The organism is Pseudomonas sp. MYb60, from assembly GCF_002979555.1.
Lineage (GTDB): Bacteria > Pseudomonadota > Gammaproteobacteria > Pseudomonadales > Pseudomonadaceae > Aquipseudomonas.
On the sequence record NZ_PCOZ01000003.1, the window covers coordinates 384,264 to 400,605 of the forward strand.

At 61.6% G+C, this 16,342-nt stretch carries 9 protein-coding genes; 5 read left to right on the forward strand and 4 right to left on the reverse strand.

What is annotated here, in order from left to right; genetic code table 11:
• Nucleotide 1: 1 nt before the first annotated feature.
• Nucleotides 2-1,840 (reverse strand): hypothetical protein, encoded by a 1,839-nt coding sequence (locus tag CQ041_RS07325; RefSeq protein ID WP_105521789.1) that lies wholly within the window; start codon nucleotides 1,838-1,840, stop codon nucleotides 2-4.
• Nucleotides 1,837-5,190, reverse strand: a complete 3,354-nt coding sequence (locus tag CQ041_RS07330) for a type I secretion protein (protein WP_105521790.1) — start codon at nucleotides 5,188-5,190, stop codon at nucleotides 1,837-1,839. Before CQ041_RS07330 ends, CQ041_RS07325 begins: the two co-directional genes overlap by 4 nt.
• A 120-nt stretch (nucleotides 5,191-5,310) precedes the next feature.
• Here CQ041_RS07330 and CQ041_RS07335 point away from each other — a divergent pair, with 120 nt between their 5' ends.
• Nucleotides 5,311-6,744, forward strand: a complete 1,434-nt coding sequence (locus CQ041_RS07335; protein WP_105521791.1) for a PLP-dependent aminotransferase family protein — start codon at nucleotides 5,311-5,313, stop codon at nucleotides 6,742-6,744.
• Nucleotides 6,745-6,828: 84 nt separating this feature from the next.
• Nucleotides 6,829-7,230 (forward strand): cupin domain-containing protein, encoded by a 402-nt coding sequence (locus CQ041_RS07340; protein ID WP_105521792.1) that lies wholly within the window; start codon nucleotides 6,829-6,831, stop codon nucleotides 7,228-7,230.
• 74 nt (nucleotides 7,231-7,304) lie between these two features.
• On the opposite strand, the gene CQ041_RS07345 is transcribed toward CQ041_RS07340, so the two are convergent.
• Nucleotides 7,305-7,934 (reverse strand): DNA-3-methyladenine glycosylase I, encoded by a 630-nt coding sequence (locus CQ041_RS07345; protein WP_105521793.1) that lies wholly within the window; start codon nucleotides 7,932-7,934, stop codon nucleotides 7,305-7,307.
• A gap of 217 nt (nucleotides 7,935-8,151) precedes the next feature.
• Here CQ041_RS07345 and CQ041_RS07350 point away from each other — a divergent pair, with 217 nt between their 5' ends.
• The 3 genes from CQ041_RS07350 to CQ041_RS07360 all read left to right on the forward strand — a co-directional run bounded on the left by CQ041_RS07350 (nucleotide 8,152) and on the right by CQ041_RS07360 (nucleotide 10,966).
• On the forward strand, nucleotides 8,152-9,477 hold the full coding sequence (locus tag CQ041_RS07350) for a C4-dicarboxylate transporter DctA (RefSeq protein WP_177429369.1): 1,326 nt from the start codon (nucleotides 8,152-8,154) through the stop codon (nucleotides 9,475-9,477).
• Between the two features lie 83 nt (nucleotides 9,478-9,560).
• A complete protein-coding gene (locus tag CQ041_RS07355) occupies nucleotides 9,561-10,262 on the forward strand; it encodes a FadR/GntR family transcriptional regulator (protein WP_105521795.1) in 702 nt (233 codons plus the stop codon).
• Nucleotides 10,263-10,279: 17 nt separating this feature from the next.
• Complete coding sequence (locus tag CQ041_RS07360) at nucleotides 10,280-10,966, forward strand: GntR family transcriptional regulator (RefSeq protein WP_105521796.1); 687 nt, start codon at nucleotides 10,280-10,282, stop codon at nucleotides 10,964-10,966.
• A gap of 94 nt (nucleotides 10,967-11,060) precedes the next feature.
• Here the strand turns inward: CQ041_RS07360 and CQ041_RS07365 are convergent, their stop codons facing one another.
• Entirely contained in the window at nucleotides 11,061-15,920 is a 4,860-nt protein-coding gene (locus tag CQ041_RS07365; RefSeq protein ID WP_105521797.1) for an NAD-glutamate dehydrogenase, read from the reverse strand.
• Between the last annotated feature and the right edge of the window lie 422 nt (nucleotides 15,921-16,342).

The following is a 16,342-nucleotide window of genomic DNA, read 5'->3' on the forward strand; positions in this document are numbered from 1 at the left end:
ATTAGAACTCCACCGGGCTCATATCAATCCTGAACAGGATGAGCTTGCCGTCTTCGGTCGTCGTACCCAACACTTTGAACAGTTGACCACGTGACCTTGCAGCGTTGACTTTGCTGACGGCGGGCTTGCCGGAGTCGGAATGGGCGAGCACCTCGTCCACCCATTTGTCGGTCATTTGAAACGCATTCGTCGTCATCGCCAGTTTGGCGTTGCCCGGATGGCCGCTTGACGTAGTGCCGACGTGCTTGGCTTCGAGGATGTAGACATGACCCGCCGGGCCCTCAAACACCCGATCGAAGCCATTCTGCCCACCTCCGTAGGTTCCGCCATCCAGAAACCTGTAACCGTCCTCCTGCAATCGGGTTGCATACATCTGTTCATTCAGTGCTCCTTTACGCCTGTTGTCCCTGGCGTCCCGATGGGTTTTCCACTCGGCCAACAAAGCATCCTCGGCGGCCGACCTGCGCCTGTCCGGATAACTGAGTTGGGTATAGGGGTTGACCCTGCCTACGTTGAAGTTGCCGTCCTTGGAGCACCTGACCGCGCCCAGCCCCTGAAACGCATCGAATACCGGCATTCCGGGCGCTATCGGCCGACCCGCTTGCACTGCACTGTGAATGGATGCCAGGCAGTCGTAGGGGTAGCCATGCGTCCAGATATAGTCATCTATCAGTTGGCCTTTATTCGCCACCGACGCCCTGTGAATGGCCGGATCGCACGCGCTGATGATCTGCCGAAGATAACCTTGCATATACCCATACACGTGTTTATCGACACTGCTGTTCACCAGATCAACCGGGCCGACCTGCCCGGGATAACCCTTGACCCCGCGTGCCGATTGAAACAAATCGTCGACGTCGGCCACTGCCATGACCGGGACCCATTTGTCCGGCGCACTGCCCGTTTCAATCAAGATGGTCGGTACTGGCGATCCCGGTGGCCCGGTGATTTTCCAGCGCAGGTGATGACTGTCAAATGCCACCGCGCAGAAATCGCTGTCCACAGGAAGAAAATGACGTCCATCGTTCAACCGGTACAAACCTTCATCCGTCACCCTGCCAACCTTGGCCAGCGCGACTGAATAGATATGCGGCGCAGCGTGGGGCGCTGTCAGGGATACAGCCCCGAAGTGGGCGTTCACGAAGTATTGTTCATGGCCGATCATCAAGGACTTGTACCCTGCAGGGGTAGGGAGACCGGGCTGCGTGGGGTTCGTCGGCACCTTGTACTGACTGATATTCCAGATCGGGTCGACGCGCCTGGCACTCCCCAAACCCACAGGGCTGATCGCGTTGGACAGCGAAGACGATGACGCGCCATGGCTGAGTGACGATGTCGAGGTGCTGCGGCTGACCCCAGGAGACGAAGACGCCGAGGAACTGGCCGGAGAACCGCTGCGCCACGTAGTCGTCTGCATGGCCCAGTGCAAGGCCGGACCGCGCGCCACACGCACGTCCGGCAGCCTCTCACGCCACTCGCCGGTCGCCGGGTCACGGGTGACCCTGACGGTTGTCCCATCATCCATGTCCACATAATCGCGCGATGCATGGCGACGCAACCCGGTGTCGGGATCGGGGCCGGGGATGGGGTCGCCGTGAGGCGCAAACACCGGACTTTGCCTTACAGCGGGCGGAGACGGCAAATCGGAAATGCGCTGGTAAGTGGCACCAAACATCGCCAGTGACGGGTTTTCCTCAAGCGGGCTCGGCTCTTCCGACCTGGCTCGCTGGGCAAAGTCGACGACCGGAAACGCCGCCCGGGGTTGAGGCGCCGCGCCCGTGGGGCGTGCAGGCGTGTGCCCCGGGCCTGACGGCACGGCGGGCGAGGTAAATTGCTTCATGAGATCGACAACTGTTCAGATGAGAGGGTCCTGGCTTTATCCGTCACCAGGGTCCAACGGTCCGCCACGACGTCGTAGCAAACGGCGCCTGCGCCACCGTCATTCAGGCTCAGGCAAGGCACGCTGATAAAGGGCGTGAATACGCTGCTTCGTTGCCGGCCATGGCGCAGCACGTTCAACAGTTCGTCAACCGTGCGCCCTTCAGCAGCAACCACACTGGCGATAAAAACCTTTTCAAGGTCCAGCCTTACGTCGTACTGCAGGCCCTGGCGGGCGTGAATCTGGATGTGCTCCACCGGCGCGTCAGGATCGACGAGCGCATGCACCTGAACAGAAACACTGCCAATCCTCAACTGCCCGTTCTCAAAGGCAATGTTGTCCAGATCAACGTCTTCCACCAAACCGGAGCAACACAGGATCCACTTGGACCCATCAGCCTGCTGGGGCTCCGCGCCAGGCGTGACGAGTTCAATCGTCGCCCATGACCTCAATTCGATTTCATACACGCCCCCCTGCCCTGACAGCACATACCTGTTGGGGTGAGGTGGTTCACCCAGGACCACCCGTTGCGATTGCGTGGTCAGGTTTATGCTTTTGGCACGCTGCGGCGTGAAGAATGCAGCGTGGCCATATCTCAAGCTCAGTGACGCCGCACCGTCCATGCGTTTGGGGCCAGGGCTGGTGTGATCGCTGAGGTAGGACTGCACCGGCGGCATGACCCGATACGACACGCCATCGCGCATCACGATCACACAGGCTGCTCGCGGCTTGAATGCCGCGCCCTGCAACGGTCCCCCCACACTTGTCCACGACGCTGCGGGTTGCGCGGCATATCCCCTGAGGCTCAGCACGCGACCATCGACCATCACAAAGTTGATCTCGGCACGGGTGTAATCCAGGTAGTCAAAATGGCGCTCGCGCCGTGTGGCCACGTGATAGCGGGTGTAGACGCCTGAGAGTTCATGGCTGTCGTAGTCCACATACAAGCAACATCGCGCAGTATCCGTGCTCGCCGATGCATCGATGACCGACTCACCCACTCCCCGGCCGACAAAATAATCATGGGAGGCCTGCGTCAGTGCCACCGACTGGCCTGCGCCCAGAAAGGTCGGCGACACGCTCGCGCCCGGCGGTGCGATGACCTCGACGCTGACCTCCAGCGCCCCTTGCGCGTCCAGTTCCTCGGGCAACAATGGCGTCATCCGGTACCCGTCACTGGACAGAAAACGCAACAGCCTGTTGGCCAAATGATGCTTGCCTTCACGCAGCCGGTAGACCTCCTCGACAGTGACCGTGGGGCCGGGGGACTCGCCATCAGGGCCCGACGTAGACGCGACCTTCAGCTCAGTCCCTGCGACCCACCAGCGCTGGATGCGATTGAATGGCCAGTTCAGCAAGATGAGGCTCTGCTGCTGGCCATCTTCCACGATCACCACCTCTCGCGTACGCGCCGAGACCTCATAGTAATCCGCGCCCGGGCCCCCATCGACACGGGCGCTGGCGCCCAGAATCAACAACTGGTCGTCCCCGGCCTGCGCGTCGACGCTGTCATGCTCGCCTTGCATCACAATGCGGTTGGCGTCGGCACTCCCGGTGACGACGCTGGAAGCGCCAGGCAGGGTCGAGATATTTTCGATGCCCCAAATCCCCATGCACTTGAGGCCGTGGCGCGTAGAGTCGGCAATCAGGTGCACGGTGCCTGCCCCGAGATTCACATTGAATCCCGCACGCCCCCACCCTTCAGGCTCGCCGGCCAGGTTCAGCGTATCGGTTCCCGTACCGCCGATCACTGTCGAGGGGTAGACGGCCTTACCGGTGGCGGAAAACGTATCCCTGGGCACCTCGAATACGAACTCATCGTCCACGTTGCCACCCAGCAGGTATTTTGCGCCACCGGCATAGCGAAAGTGATTGGGGCTGCCAGGCACACCCATCACCGTATCGTGGCCGCCGCCCAACAGCCACACGACGCCTTTTTCCGGCCCCTTGGTGCCCCAGTGAGCCTCGGGCAAGGCATTTATCGCCCCCGCCCTGCGCGCATCGAAGTAGTCGTCTACATCCTCGACTGCGGGTTCGCGGACGTCTGCATAGGGTTTTTCACCGGCTGCCTCATCCCAGGCGTGTTTCCAGTGGCGCAGGGTCTGCAGTCGCACAGTAAAACGACCGTTGACGATGGCCTGCACACTGTCCTTCAACTCGCCGTCAAGCAGCGCCCGGGCCTGGTTCTTGAGAGCCTGCGCATAGGCGCTGCGGGCTCGGGCGACCTTGTAGCGGTCCAGCACGCTCTCATCCAGATCGACCCCCACGAACGCAAACCAGCCTGTGCGCAGGCGGTCGCGCGTGCTCAACTCGATGTAGTCGTCGATATCATCCACCACCCGCGCCGCCGCATAGCCGCGGGCGCCAATGATCAGAAACGCCGAGGCGACCAACCCCACAGGCCCCGCGGCGCTGAAGCCCGCCAACGCAGCGGCGCCCAGGGCCATACTCAAGGCCGCGCCAGCGAGGCTGAGCCCAGCCTCGACATACAGGTCCTGCGCCACCTTGCCTTCGGACTTGATTGCGCTTGAAAGCGCCGTGACGGCCTGCGCAATGTCAAACGGCAAGGTCAGCACCGCAGCCATCAGCCCAGCCCCTCGCATCAGCAACAAGCCGGCCCGTGATGCACGGAAGCCGTGATACACAGTATGGGCAGCGTCGATCATTTTGGCCCCGGCGCGCTCCAGCGCCACCTCGACCCCCAGTGAAAGCACTTCGGCGGTGAACGCGCCCCCCTCAAACAGCAGCGCGCCGGAGTCACCCGTCCTGATCGCCTCGCCGATGCCGCGTATGGCACTGTAGAAGCCGTATAGCTGCAGGCCTGCGCCCACCGTCTGATAGCTGCCACTGCGAACCTTGTCCGCCCAGCCTGGTAGGCTTTGTACCCTGTTGGTGTCATTGAGATTGACGCGTTGCACCGAGCACAGCAGCCGCTCGAGTCGCATCAACGTAGCGTCTGCGGCGTCGCCACCGCGCAACAGCGCGGGTGCTGCCACGGAGCGCAGCGACGCCAGCTCGAAAAGCACGCCTGAGGCCAGGCTGGAGGCTTCACTGCTGGCAGAAGCCAGGTACGTCTTGAAGTGGGACCCGGACACGCCTACCTGATCAATCAACCGCTGATCAGCCTGCGCCCGACCCAAGCGATCAAGGGAAACAGGCCCGTTGCCCAACCGTACACCCATGTGGTCCAGGGCCACTCGGCTGATCGCGGTCTCGCCGATAGAGAGCGGCCCCCATGTATCATCCAGGGCCAACAACGCCTGTTGACGCTGCACTGAGGCCGGAACAACCTCGTCTTGCGAAACACCCATCCATAGCACTCCATTGACAACCCTCACGCACAAACTGCGCACCGGGTCGATACTGAAGCGTCAACGGCGCAAACTGCGGTGCATATATTCCAGCCGCGTACTCCAGCCACAGGACACCCAATGGAACTGCACGTCGTAATCAATGGCCGCAAGGATCTGGCCGAACAGCTTTACCAACAACTGCGCGAAGCCATCAGTTCCGGGCGCCTGGCCGCAGGTGCCCAACTGCCGCCCAGCCGCCTGCTCGCCGAACAACTGGGCATTTCACGCAAAACCGTGTCCGACACCTACGCCACCCTGACCTATGAAGGCTTGCTGGTGGGCAAGATTGGCCGTGGCACCTTCGTCAACGCCTGGGCGCCTCAGCCCGGCCGCGTGCAAACCGCGACCGACCTCGCCTGCGCCGCCAGCCTTGCGCAGTGGCAATCTCTGCCCTCCCCCATGCGCCACCCCACCCGCGATAGCACCTTGCGGTACGAATTCATCGGTGGCGCCACCAGCCGCAACCAGTTCCCCGCCGATGAATGGCGGCGCTGCGCCCAGGACGCCCTGCGGCGCATCGCCCAGAACAGCGGTTTCTATAGCCAGCCAGAAGGTGTGCCGGCGCTGCGCAGTGCGATTGCCGGACACATCGCGTTCTCCCGCGGCGTCAAGTGCCGCGACAGCGACATCGTGGTCACCAATGGTGCGCAACAGGCCCTGGACCTGATCGCCCGCGTGGTGCTCGAGCCGGGCACTATCGTGGCCATGGAAGACCCGGGCTACAGTCCCGCTCGCCAGCTGTTCGTGGCCATGGGAGCGAGTGTCGCCAGCGTGCCGGTGGATGAACAGGGCATACAGGTCGACAGGATTCCCGCCGGCACGCGCTTGATCTACGTCACGCCGTCCCACCAATTCCCCCTCGGCATGCCCATGAGCCAGGCGCGCCGTGAAGCCTTGCTGGCGCGCGCCATCGAACTGGGCGCAATCATCATCGAGGACGACTACGACAGTGAATTCCGCTACGAAGGCCGGCCCACCGATTCACTGCAAAGCATGGACACCCGCGGCGTGGTGACCTACGTCGGGACCTTTTCGAAAACCTTGCTGCCCGAGCTGCGCCTGGGCTACGCGGTGCTGCCGCCGGCGATTCACGGCGCCGTGCTCAAGGCCAAGCAGCTCACCGACCAGCACAGCTCCACCCTGCCGCAGTGGGCATTGGCCAAGTTCATCAGTGAAGGCTACCTGCTCAAGCACATCCGCCGCTGCCATACGGTGTATGCCGGGCGACGCGAGCGGATCCTGCAGCGTCTGGCGGGCGACTTGTCGCCATGGTTCGAAACCATCCCGACAGTAGCCGGGTTTCACATGGCCGCACTGTGCAAGGTGCCGGTCGATATCCCGCTGCTGATCGCGCTGGCACGCGAGGTGGAGGTGGGCTTGTATCCGCTGGATGTATTCTTCCATGACGCGCCGGTGCGTTCGGGCCTGATCGTCGGTTTTGGCGCCATCGAGACCCTGGACATCGACCCGGCGCTGGATCGGGTGCGCGATATTCTCCAGCAGATTGGCTAGGGCATTTTCCGGCGGATTGGACATTGGTCACCCACACACCGGGGCGTAGGGTAAAGGGGTCTCGAATCTCTCGGAAAACTCGTCATGAAACCACTGCTCGCTGCCACCCTGATGCTCGCCTCCCTGAGCGCCTTCGCCCATGAACCGGTCTATAACCAGGAATCCATCAAGATCCTGCAAGAGCATGCGCTGGCCAACGTGCCTGGCAAGAAAACCATCATGCTCACCGTCGAATACAAGCCTGGCCAAGCCACGGTGCCCCATAGCCACACCGGCACGGCCGTGGCCTACGTGCTGGAAGGCGCGGTCACCTCGCGGGTCAATGATGAGAAGGCCAAGACCTACAAGGTCGGCGAGTCGTTTTATGAACCCGCCGGCTCGCGGCATTTTGAGTCGAGCAATGCGAGCCAGACCCAGCCAGCCAGGTTGCTGGTGGTGATTGTGCTGGATGACAAGGCCGAGGTGCTAACCCCCCTGCCCCAATAATCAGCCACACCGCAGGACACCTGTGGGAGGGGGCAAGCCTCCTCCCACAGTTAGAGCTGTGTTTTGCCGGGTGTTCAGGGGCGCTTGAATTGGCACCGAAGTTCATCGATGCGAGGCCGGCAGGCACAACCCTCCAGATGATCATTGACCATCCCCATCGCCTGCATCAGCGCATACATCGTCGTCGGGCCCACGTAGGTCCAGCCGCGTTTTTTCAAGGCTTTCGATAGGCGCACGGAAGCCGGCGAAGTGGTGTTGGCTGTCCAGTAAGCCATGTCCACGACAGTCGGGCGCTCCTCTGCGGCAGGCTCAAACTCCCACAGCCAGCCTGCCAGCGACCCCGTCTCATCCACCAGCTCACAGGCCCTGCGCGCGTTGTTGATGGCCGACACGATCTTGGCCCGATTGCGCACGATGCCCGGGTCCTGCATCAAGCGCTCAATATCCGCCTCGCCATACTGCGCCACCCGGCGAAAATCAAAGCCCTCGAACGCCCTGCGAAACTGCTCGCGCTTGCGCAGGATGGTGATCCAGGCCATGCCAGCCTGGAAACCTTCCAGGCAGATTTTCTCGTAAAGCCGGATGTCATCGACCACCGGCACGCCCCATTCCTGGTCGTGGTAATGCAGGTACTCCGGCGCAGACGTGCGCCAGCTGCAGTGGGTTTGCCCGCTTTCGTCGGTGGTCAGCCCTGATCCGTCCATCCATCACCTCGTGTGCCCAGCGGGGGATGATAAGCGAAAAAATTTGCAGCTCGCCAACCGCTCAAGCATCGACCTCAGCGACCAACTGGTCAGACCGGGTCCAGCCAACCACTGAATTTTTGCTTGTGATTTCAAAAAACCGGAGCGTAGACTGGCCCCGCACTGGACTTACCGGTATGACCACAACAATTAAGCCCTGGAACCACCAGGGCACCGAATAGAGATCCCTCCCATGCTCAGATGGTGCTCGCGTTCGATTTTCCTGCAAGTCGTGATTGGCCTGATGCTAGGCGTCATTTGCGGCCTTGCCCTCCCCGAATTCTCCTCCCAACTCAAACCCCTGGGTGACGGCTTTATTAAGCTGATCAAAATGCTGATCGGCCTGATCGTGTTCTGCGTGGTGGTCAGCGGTATTTCCGGTGCCGGCGACTTGAAAAAAGTCGGACGCATCGGCCTCAAGTCAGTCATCTACTTCGAAATCCTCACCACCGTTGCCCTGGTGATCGGCCTGATCATGGCCTTCAGCACCGGGATTGGCAGCGGCGCCAACATCCATCTGGAGCAGTTGTCGTCCGCCGGCCTCAATGAACTGGCCGATAAAGGTCAGCACATCAAAGGCACCAGCCAATTCTTGATGGACCTGATTCCCAACTCGGTGATCGGCGCCTTTGCCGACAACAACGTGCTGCAAGTGCTGCTGTTCTCGGTGCTGTTCGGCAGTGCGCTGAACCTGGTGGGTGAAGCGGCCTCGGGCATCTCGCGGCTGATCAACGAGCTGAGCCATGTGATCTTCCGCATCATGGGCATGATCGTGCGCCTGGCGCCGATCGGCGTGTTCGGCGCCATCGCGTTCACCACCAGCACCTACGGCATCGACTCACTGCAACACCTGGGCAGCCTGGTGGGCCTGTTCTACCTGACCTGCTTTGCGTTTGTCGGGATTATCCTCGGCTTGGTGATGCGCCTGTCCGGCCTGCGCATGTTGCCGCTGCTCAAGTACCTGCGCGAAGAACTGCTGATCGTGATGGGCACCGCTTCGTCCGACGCCGTGCTGCCACAGATCATGCGTAAACTCGAACACCTGGGCATTGGCAGCTCCACCGTGGGCCTGGTGATTCCGACGGGTTACTCGTTCAACCTCGACGGTTTCTCCATCTACCTGACGCTGGCCATCGTGTTTATCGCCAATGCCACGGGCACGCCGCTGTCGATGACCGACCTGATGACCATCCTGCTGGTATCGCTGATCACCTCCAAGGGTGCCCACGGCATTCCCGGTTCGGCCCTGGTGATTTTGGCGGCGACACTCACGGCAATCCCGGCGATTCCGGTAGTGGGTTTGGTGCTGGTGCTGGCGGTGGACTGGTTCATGGGGATCGGCCGCGCGCTGACCAACCTGATCGGTAACTGCGTGGCCACCGTGGCCATCGCCCGTTGGGAAAAAGACATCGATATCCAGCGCGCCAACAAGGTGCTGGACGGTCAGCAAGGCTATGCCTTCCAGGCCAAGAAGCCGGTGTTGCCGGCGCATCAGGAGTTCTAAAAGGTGGGAGGGGGCAAGCCCCCTCCCACAGAAAATTTTCGCTGGATTAACTAACGTATGCGCAACATCAAGGAGAGGTAGACGTGATCAGCACCTCAACCGTCGTCAATTCAGTCGTAGAAAAACTGCGCGCCGCCTTGGCGCGGGGCCAGTGGCGCAGGGGCGAAATGCTGCCTGGCCAGCGTGAACTTGCCGAACAGATGGGTATCAGCCGGCCAAGCCTGCGGGAGGCGGTGATCGTGCTCGAAACCCTCGGCCTGGTGCGCTCCATGCCCGGCAAAGGGGTGGTCGTGCTGGAAACCAGCGTCAGCGAGCCGCAGTCCAGCGACGCCGTGGCCGACGCCAGCCTGGAAGACATCCTGCAACTGCGCTACACCCTCGAACCCTTCATCGTCGGCCTCGTCGCCCAGTCGATCAGCAGCAAGGAAGTCGGCCAACTGCGCCTGACCCTGATGGACATGCGCGAAGCCCTCGACGCCGAGGACGCCGAGGCCGGCATGAACGCCTACATCGGCTTCCACGAAGAACTCTTCGCCCTCACGTCCAACCCGATCTTCCAGAACGTGGTGCAACAAACCAGCAACGCGCTCAAGCAAAGCGCCCAGGTGCTGCGCAACTCACCGGAACACCTGGCCGAACGCCTGCGGGAAAACGAGGCGGTGGTGCGCGCCATCCGCAACAAGAACAGCGCCCTGGCCAGCGCCGAGATGCGTCGGCACATCCTCCAGGAAGGCCTGCGCATGGGCATTCGCTTGAACATCCCGGACGACCATCTGGGCAGCTGAATTATCGGAGACCGGCCATGACCGCCTATGCGTTACAACGCGACCCTATCTTCCCTGCGCTGCGCTTGATCGGTGGTAAAAAGCCGTCGGTGGACGACATCTACCCGCGCCTGTTCGACGCCATCCTTGAACAACGCATCGCCCCGGCGAGCCGCTTTACCGAAGAAAGCCTGGGGGAAAGCTTTGGCGTGAGTCGCAGCGTGATTCGTCGCGTCCTGGCCAAACTGTCCCATCAGCAAGTCGTCATCCTGCGCCCCAACCAGCGTGCCCAAGTCGCAGCACCAGACGCCCAACAAACCCGGCAGATCCTCGAGGCCCGGCGCTTGACCGAAATCACCGTGGTGCAACTGGCCTGCGTGCACGCCACGCCGACGCAGCTGCGTCAGTTGCGTGAGCTGATTGCCCGGGAACGTGAGTGCATTGAAAAAGACCAGCGTGGGCCGGCGATTCGTTTATCGGGGGAATTTCATCTGCAACTGGCGGCCATGGCCCGCAATGCGCCACTGGCGCAGTTTCTCAACAGCCTGGTGCCATTGACTTCGCTGATCATTGCGCAATATGAAGCGAAGGCCTGCACGTATTGCGCGTGGCAGGAGCATGTGGCGATTGTGGAGGCATTGGAGCAGCGGGATGCTACGGCCGCCGTCACCTTGATGACCCAACACCTGGATCACCTGGAATCGAAATTACTCAAACACCACTGATTTTCAGATAAACGCAGAACCCAATGTGGGAGGGGGCGAGTCGAATCGTCGCACCGCCCCTCCCACATTGGTTTTCAGCGTTTGATCACCTGGGTTACAACACCGACTGACCACTCAACGCCAGGTCCAGCAACTCACGGTTTGCCACCGCGTACATGGCGTAGTCCGTACCGACAGCAGCACGAATTTCCACCATCATTGCCACCCAACGCTCAGCCATGTCCTTGTGCTGCTCAAGCCACAGGGCCACGCGGGCTTCCATGTCTTGTGGCGCATCGGCCATTTGCAGCACGGAGATGGTGATTGCACGTTGCTGCCAATCCACATCGTCGCGGAACGCTTCACGGGCCTGGGCCTGCCAGTTGTTGGCCACCGGCAGATCGCTGATCTGCTGCAGGTACCACGGCAAGTCCAGCGCGCTGCCGACGGCAAAGTAGGCCTTGGCCACATCGGCGGCGTCATGCCCGGTCACGTCGGCCGCTTCGATGATCGGCAGCAAGGTGTACAGGTGCGTCGTGCCGGCAACCATGCGCGCCAGCAGCTCAGGCACACCGGCTTCGGTGTATTTGCCGTAGCGGTTCTGCCAGCCTTCGCGGGTCGGACCTTCCAGCAACTCGTCGAGCTTGAGACCCAACGCCGCCAGGTGCGGACCGAAGTGCGCGGTGTCACGGCCAGCGTCCTGCTCATTGCGACGGCTGCGCAGGAACCAGCGCGTAGCACGTCGGCCCAGGCGCATCAGCTCGTCCATCAGCTCCAGTTGCACGTCAGCGGAAACCTGGTGGTCCAGGGCCTCAATCTGACGGAACCAGTGCGGGAGGTGGAAGATGTCACGCACGATCACATAGGCACCGGCCACGTTCGCCGGGCTCATGCCGGTCGACTCTTTGAGTCGTTGAACGAAGGTGATGCCCATATGGTTGACCAGGTCATTGGCGATCTGGGTGCTGACGATCTCACGCTTCAGACGGTGGCGACGCATGGCCTCGGAGAACTTGGCGACCAGGCTCGGCGGGAATGCGGTCTCCATGTCACGGGTGAGGTAGTCGTCATCCGGCACCAGGGACTTGAGCAGCGCTTCCTTGAGGTCGATCTTGCTGTACGAGATCAGCACCGACAGTTCCGGACGGGTCAGGCCCTTGCCATTCGCGGCGCGCTCGGTGAGCTGCTCCTCGGTCGGCAGGTACTCGATGGCACGGTCCAGCTTGCCACGGCCTTCCAGGTCGCTCATCAGGCGCTTGTACTCAGCGGCACGCTCGTAGGCACGGCGGGCGGCCAGGGACAGGGCCTGGGTCTGCTTGTAGTTGTTGCCCAACACCAGGTTGCCGACTTCGTCGGTCATGCTCGCCAGCAACTGGTTGCGCTGCTTGTCGGTCATGTCACCGGCCTGCACCACTTCGTTGAGCAGAATCTTGATGTTCACTTCGTGGTCGGAGCAGTCCACACCACCGGCGTTGTCGATGAAGTCCGTGTTGGAACCACCGCCATTGAGGCCGAATTCCACACGACCCAGCTGGGTCATGCCGAGGTTACCGCCCTCGCCTACCACCTTGCAGCGCAGTTCGTTGCCGTTGACGCGCAGGGCGTCGTTGGCCTTGTCGCCTACGTCGGCATGGCTCTCAGTGCTGGCCTTGACGTAGGTACCGATACCGCCGTTCCACAACAGGTCCACCGGCGCCTTGAGCAAGGCGTTCAGCAGTTCGGTCGGGGTCAGCTTGTCGGCTGTAATGTCAAAGCGTTCCTTCATCTGCGGCGAGATGGCGATGCTCTTCGCGCTGCGCGAGAAGATCCCGCCGCCTTCGGACATGATGCTGGTGTCGTAGTCGGTCCAGGCCGAACGCGGCAGCTCGAACATGCGCTGGCGCTCGACGAAGCTGGTGGCCGGGTTCGGGTTTGGATCGATGAAGATGTGCAGGTGGTTGAAGGCCGCGACCAGTTGCAGCTTATCGGACATCAACAGGCCGTTGCCGAACACGTCACCGGCCATGTCGCCGACGCCCACCACAGTGATGCTGTCTTGCTGCACATTGATGCCGCGCTCACGGAAGTGACGCTGCACGCCGACCCACGCGCCCTTGGCGGTGATGCCCATTTTCTTGTGGTCGTAACCGGCGGAACCACCGGACGCGAATGCATCGCCCAGCCAGAAGCCATAGTCGATGGCGATGCCGTTGGCGATGTCGGAGAAGGTCGCAGTGCCCTTGTCCGCGGCGACGACCAGGTACGGGTCATCGTCGTCATGACGCACGACGTTGGGCGGCGGTACTAGGGCGCCGTCCTTGAGGTTGTCGGTGATGTCCAACAGACCGGAAATGAAGATGCGGTAGCAGGCGATACCCTCGGCCGCGATCTCGTCACGGGTGCCGCCCAGTGGCAGGCGACGCGGCAGGAAGCCGCCCTTCGCACCTACCGGCACGATCACCGAGTTCTTCACTTGCTGGGCTTTTACCAGGCCGAGCACTTCGGTACGGAAGTCTTCTTCACGGTCGGACCAGCGCAGGCCGCCACGGGCCACGTTGCCAAAGCGCAGGTGCACGCCTTCGACACGCGGCGAGTAGACGAAGATTTCAAACTTCGGCACTGGCTTGGGCAGCTCGGGAATGGCGCGCGGGTCGAACTTGAAGCTGAAGTACGACTTGTTCTGGCCGTTGGCGTCGGTCTGGTAGAAGTTGGTGCGCAGCGTGGCCTTGATCAGGTCCAGGTAGCGACGCAGGATACGGTCTTCGTTGAGCACCTGAACGTCGTCCAGGGCCGTGAGAATCGCTTGTTCCAGGCGTTGCTGCTTGTCTTCCAGGTCGTCGGCAGTGAGCTTGCGCGCCAGGTAGAAACGCGTCTTGAACAACCGCGTCAATTCGCGGGCGATGTCAGTGTGGTTGTTCAGGGTGCTGGCGATATAGCCCAGGTCGAAGCCCAGGCGAATCTGTTTCAGATAACGGGCGTAGGCACGCAGCAGGGCCACGTCGCGCCACGGCAGGCCGGCGGTCAGCACCAGGCGGTTGAACGCATCGTTCTCGGCGTCGCCATGCACGATGTGCACGAACGCGTCCTGCAAGGTGTCGTTGAGCTGCTGGATATCCAGGTTCACGCCCTCGGCGGCGATGAACGCAAAATCATGGATCCAGAACTCACGGCCATTGGCGTGACGCAGACGGTACGGGAACTCGCCCAGCACGCGCAGGCCGAGGTTTTCCAGGATCGGCAGCACGTCGGACAGCGCCAGCGGTGTGTCCGCGTGGTAGAGCTTGCAATGCAGTTCGCGTTGATCAGAGCCCTGCCCCATCGGCTGATAGAAGCTCATCACCAGTGGGTTGGCTTCGGTCAGGCTATTGAGGTGCTGCATGTCGACCACCGCCGAATGCGCCGCAAAGCGCTCGCGGTAGCCGGCCGGGAAGCCTTTCGGGAAATCTGCCAGCACGTTGGTGCCGTGGGCTTCGCCGAAGCTTTCCACGACCAGGCTGGAGTAGTCGTCCTGCCAGCTGCGGCAGGCCTGCACCACTTCTTTTTCCAGTTGCAGCGGGTCGATGTCCAGGCGGTTCTTCGGGTCGACGCGCAGAATCAGCTGTACCCGGGCCAGCACGGACTCGGAGAAGAAAGTCCAGAATTCGCAGTCCGAGGCTTTCAGGCGATCCATAAGCACTTGCTGGATCTTCTGGCGCACTTCGGTGGAATAGATGTCCCGCGGCACGTAGGCCAGGCAGTAGCAGAAGCGACCATACGGGTCTTTGCGCAGGAACACGCGGATCTTGTTGCGCTCCTGGATCTGCACGATCGACATCACCGTGCTGAACAGTTCGTCCACCGGGGTCTGGAACAGGTCGTCGCGAGGCAGCACTTCAACGACCTGGGCCAATTCCTTGCCCAAGTGAGCCTTGGCCTGGAAGCCCGAGCGGCGCTCGATTTCCGCGACCTTGCGACGGATATACGGAATCACCCGCACGCTTTCGCCATACACCGACGAGGTGTACAGGCCCATGAAACGGTGTTCCTTGAGCACCTTGCCGTCGGCACTGATCTCACGGATCGACACGTAGTCCGGGTAGGCTGGGCGGTGCACGCGGCTCGGGTGCGCCGCCTTGGCGAACGACAGCACGGTCGGTTCACGCAGGTAGGCAACGGCGTAGTCTTCGATGCGCAGGTCATCGGCGGTAAGGCCGGCACGCAGCAATTTGGTCAGACCGAGGAAGGAACTGGCGTCATATTCGATATGACCGCCGTCCGCCTCGTCACGTACCACGAACTCTTCGTAGCCGAGGAAGGTGAAGTGGTTGCCCACCAGCCATTCCAGGAAGTTCTTGATCTCGGCTTTCTCTTCACCGTCGATGGCGAACTGGCTGGCGTCGATACCGGCCAGCAGGTCCTGGACCTTGGCTTTCATCGGTTCGAAATCAGCCACCGCCACGCGCACTTCGCCCAGCACTTGCTCCAGCTCTTTGCTCAGCACGTTCAGTTCGGCGGCGTTGGCGCAGCGATCGATTTCCAGGTACATCAGCGATTCTTGCTGGATGCCTTCGCCCTGGGTGCCCTTGGGCAGGATTTCCAGCAACTCGCCCTTGCCACCACGACGCACGCTGAGCACGGTGGTCTGCAGGGTATGGATGCTGTAGCCGCGACGGTTCAGCTCGGTGCGGACCGAGTCCACCAGGAACGGCAGGTCATGGTGCAGCACTTCGACCGCGGTGTGGGTCGACTGCCAGCCATGACGTTCGTAATCGGGGTTGTACACCCGCACTTGGGGCTGGGTGTGATCAAAGCGCTCAAGCAGGCGCCATGCAGAAAGCGTGCAACCGGCCAGGTCGGAAAGACGACGCTGGGTCAGTTCATCCAGGGAAATGATGCCGAAGAATTGTTCAGCGAACAGCGCCACTTGTGGCAGTGCCTGTTCACTGATGTGCTGCGCCAGTGCCGCTTGCAGTTGATGCTGGAAGTCGGCCTTGCTGGCTGCGGTGAAGAACGCCATCTGTGGTACTCCGCTTGGGCTTGTTATTGATGAAAGCGTCGCGTGTTTTCCCCCTGTGGGGAGACCGTCGGCTCTGTTCGCACGTTAACCATAGCGAATCAAAGCGACAGGTGGGTGAAGCCGGACACGACCATCGGGTCACATTCAACTTTCCCTGGATGCGCGCCGTGCCAGATGACGGTACGACGGGCAGGTCAGGCGCCTGGCACAGGCACATCCGTTGCGCAGCTTAACGAGTGTGGGAACGCAGCTGCTTGCGGTGCTGCGACATATTCGGTCATCGGTAAGCAGGGCCCGGGTTGCAACTTGGGCAACCCGGCATTTTCGACAGCTAAACCGACTGATTGGACGGCAACGAGTACCAGAAATGACTGATATCCGCTCCCAGGTCATGCACGGGGTCTGACACAGGATGCAGCACA

Coding starts and splice junctions, on each gene's coding strand:
- CQ041_RS07345 (WP_105521793.1), bottom strand. CDS start 7,934: ATGGACGGATCAGGGCTGACCACCGACGAAAGCGGGCAAACCCACTGC.
- CQ041_RS07360 (WP_105521796.1), top strand. CDS start 10,280: ATGACCGCCTATGCGTTACAACGCGACCCTATCTTCCCTGCGCTGCGC.
- CQ041_RS07365 (WP_105521797.1), bottom strand. CDS start 15,920: ATGGCGTTCTTCACCGCAGCCAGCAAGGCCGACTTCCAGCATCAACTG.
- CQ041_RS07340 (WP_105521792.1), top strand. CDS start 6,829: ATGAAACCACTGCTCGCTGCCACCCTGATGCTCGCCTCCCTGAGCGCC.
- CQ041_RS07330 (WP_105521790.1), bottom strand. CDS start 5,190: ATGGGTGTTTCGCAAGACGAGGTTGTTCCGGCCTCAGTGCAGCGTCAA.
- CQ041_RS07325 (WP_105521789.1), bottom strand. CDS start 1,840: ATGAAGCAATTTACCTCGCCCGCCGTGCCGTCAGGCCCGGGGCACACG.
- CQ041_RS07335 (WP_105521791.1), top strand. CDS start 5,311: ATGGAACTGCACGTCGTAATCAATGGCCGCAAGGATCTGGCCGAACAG.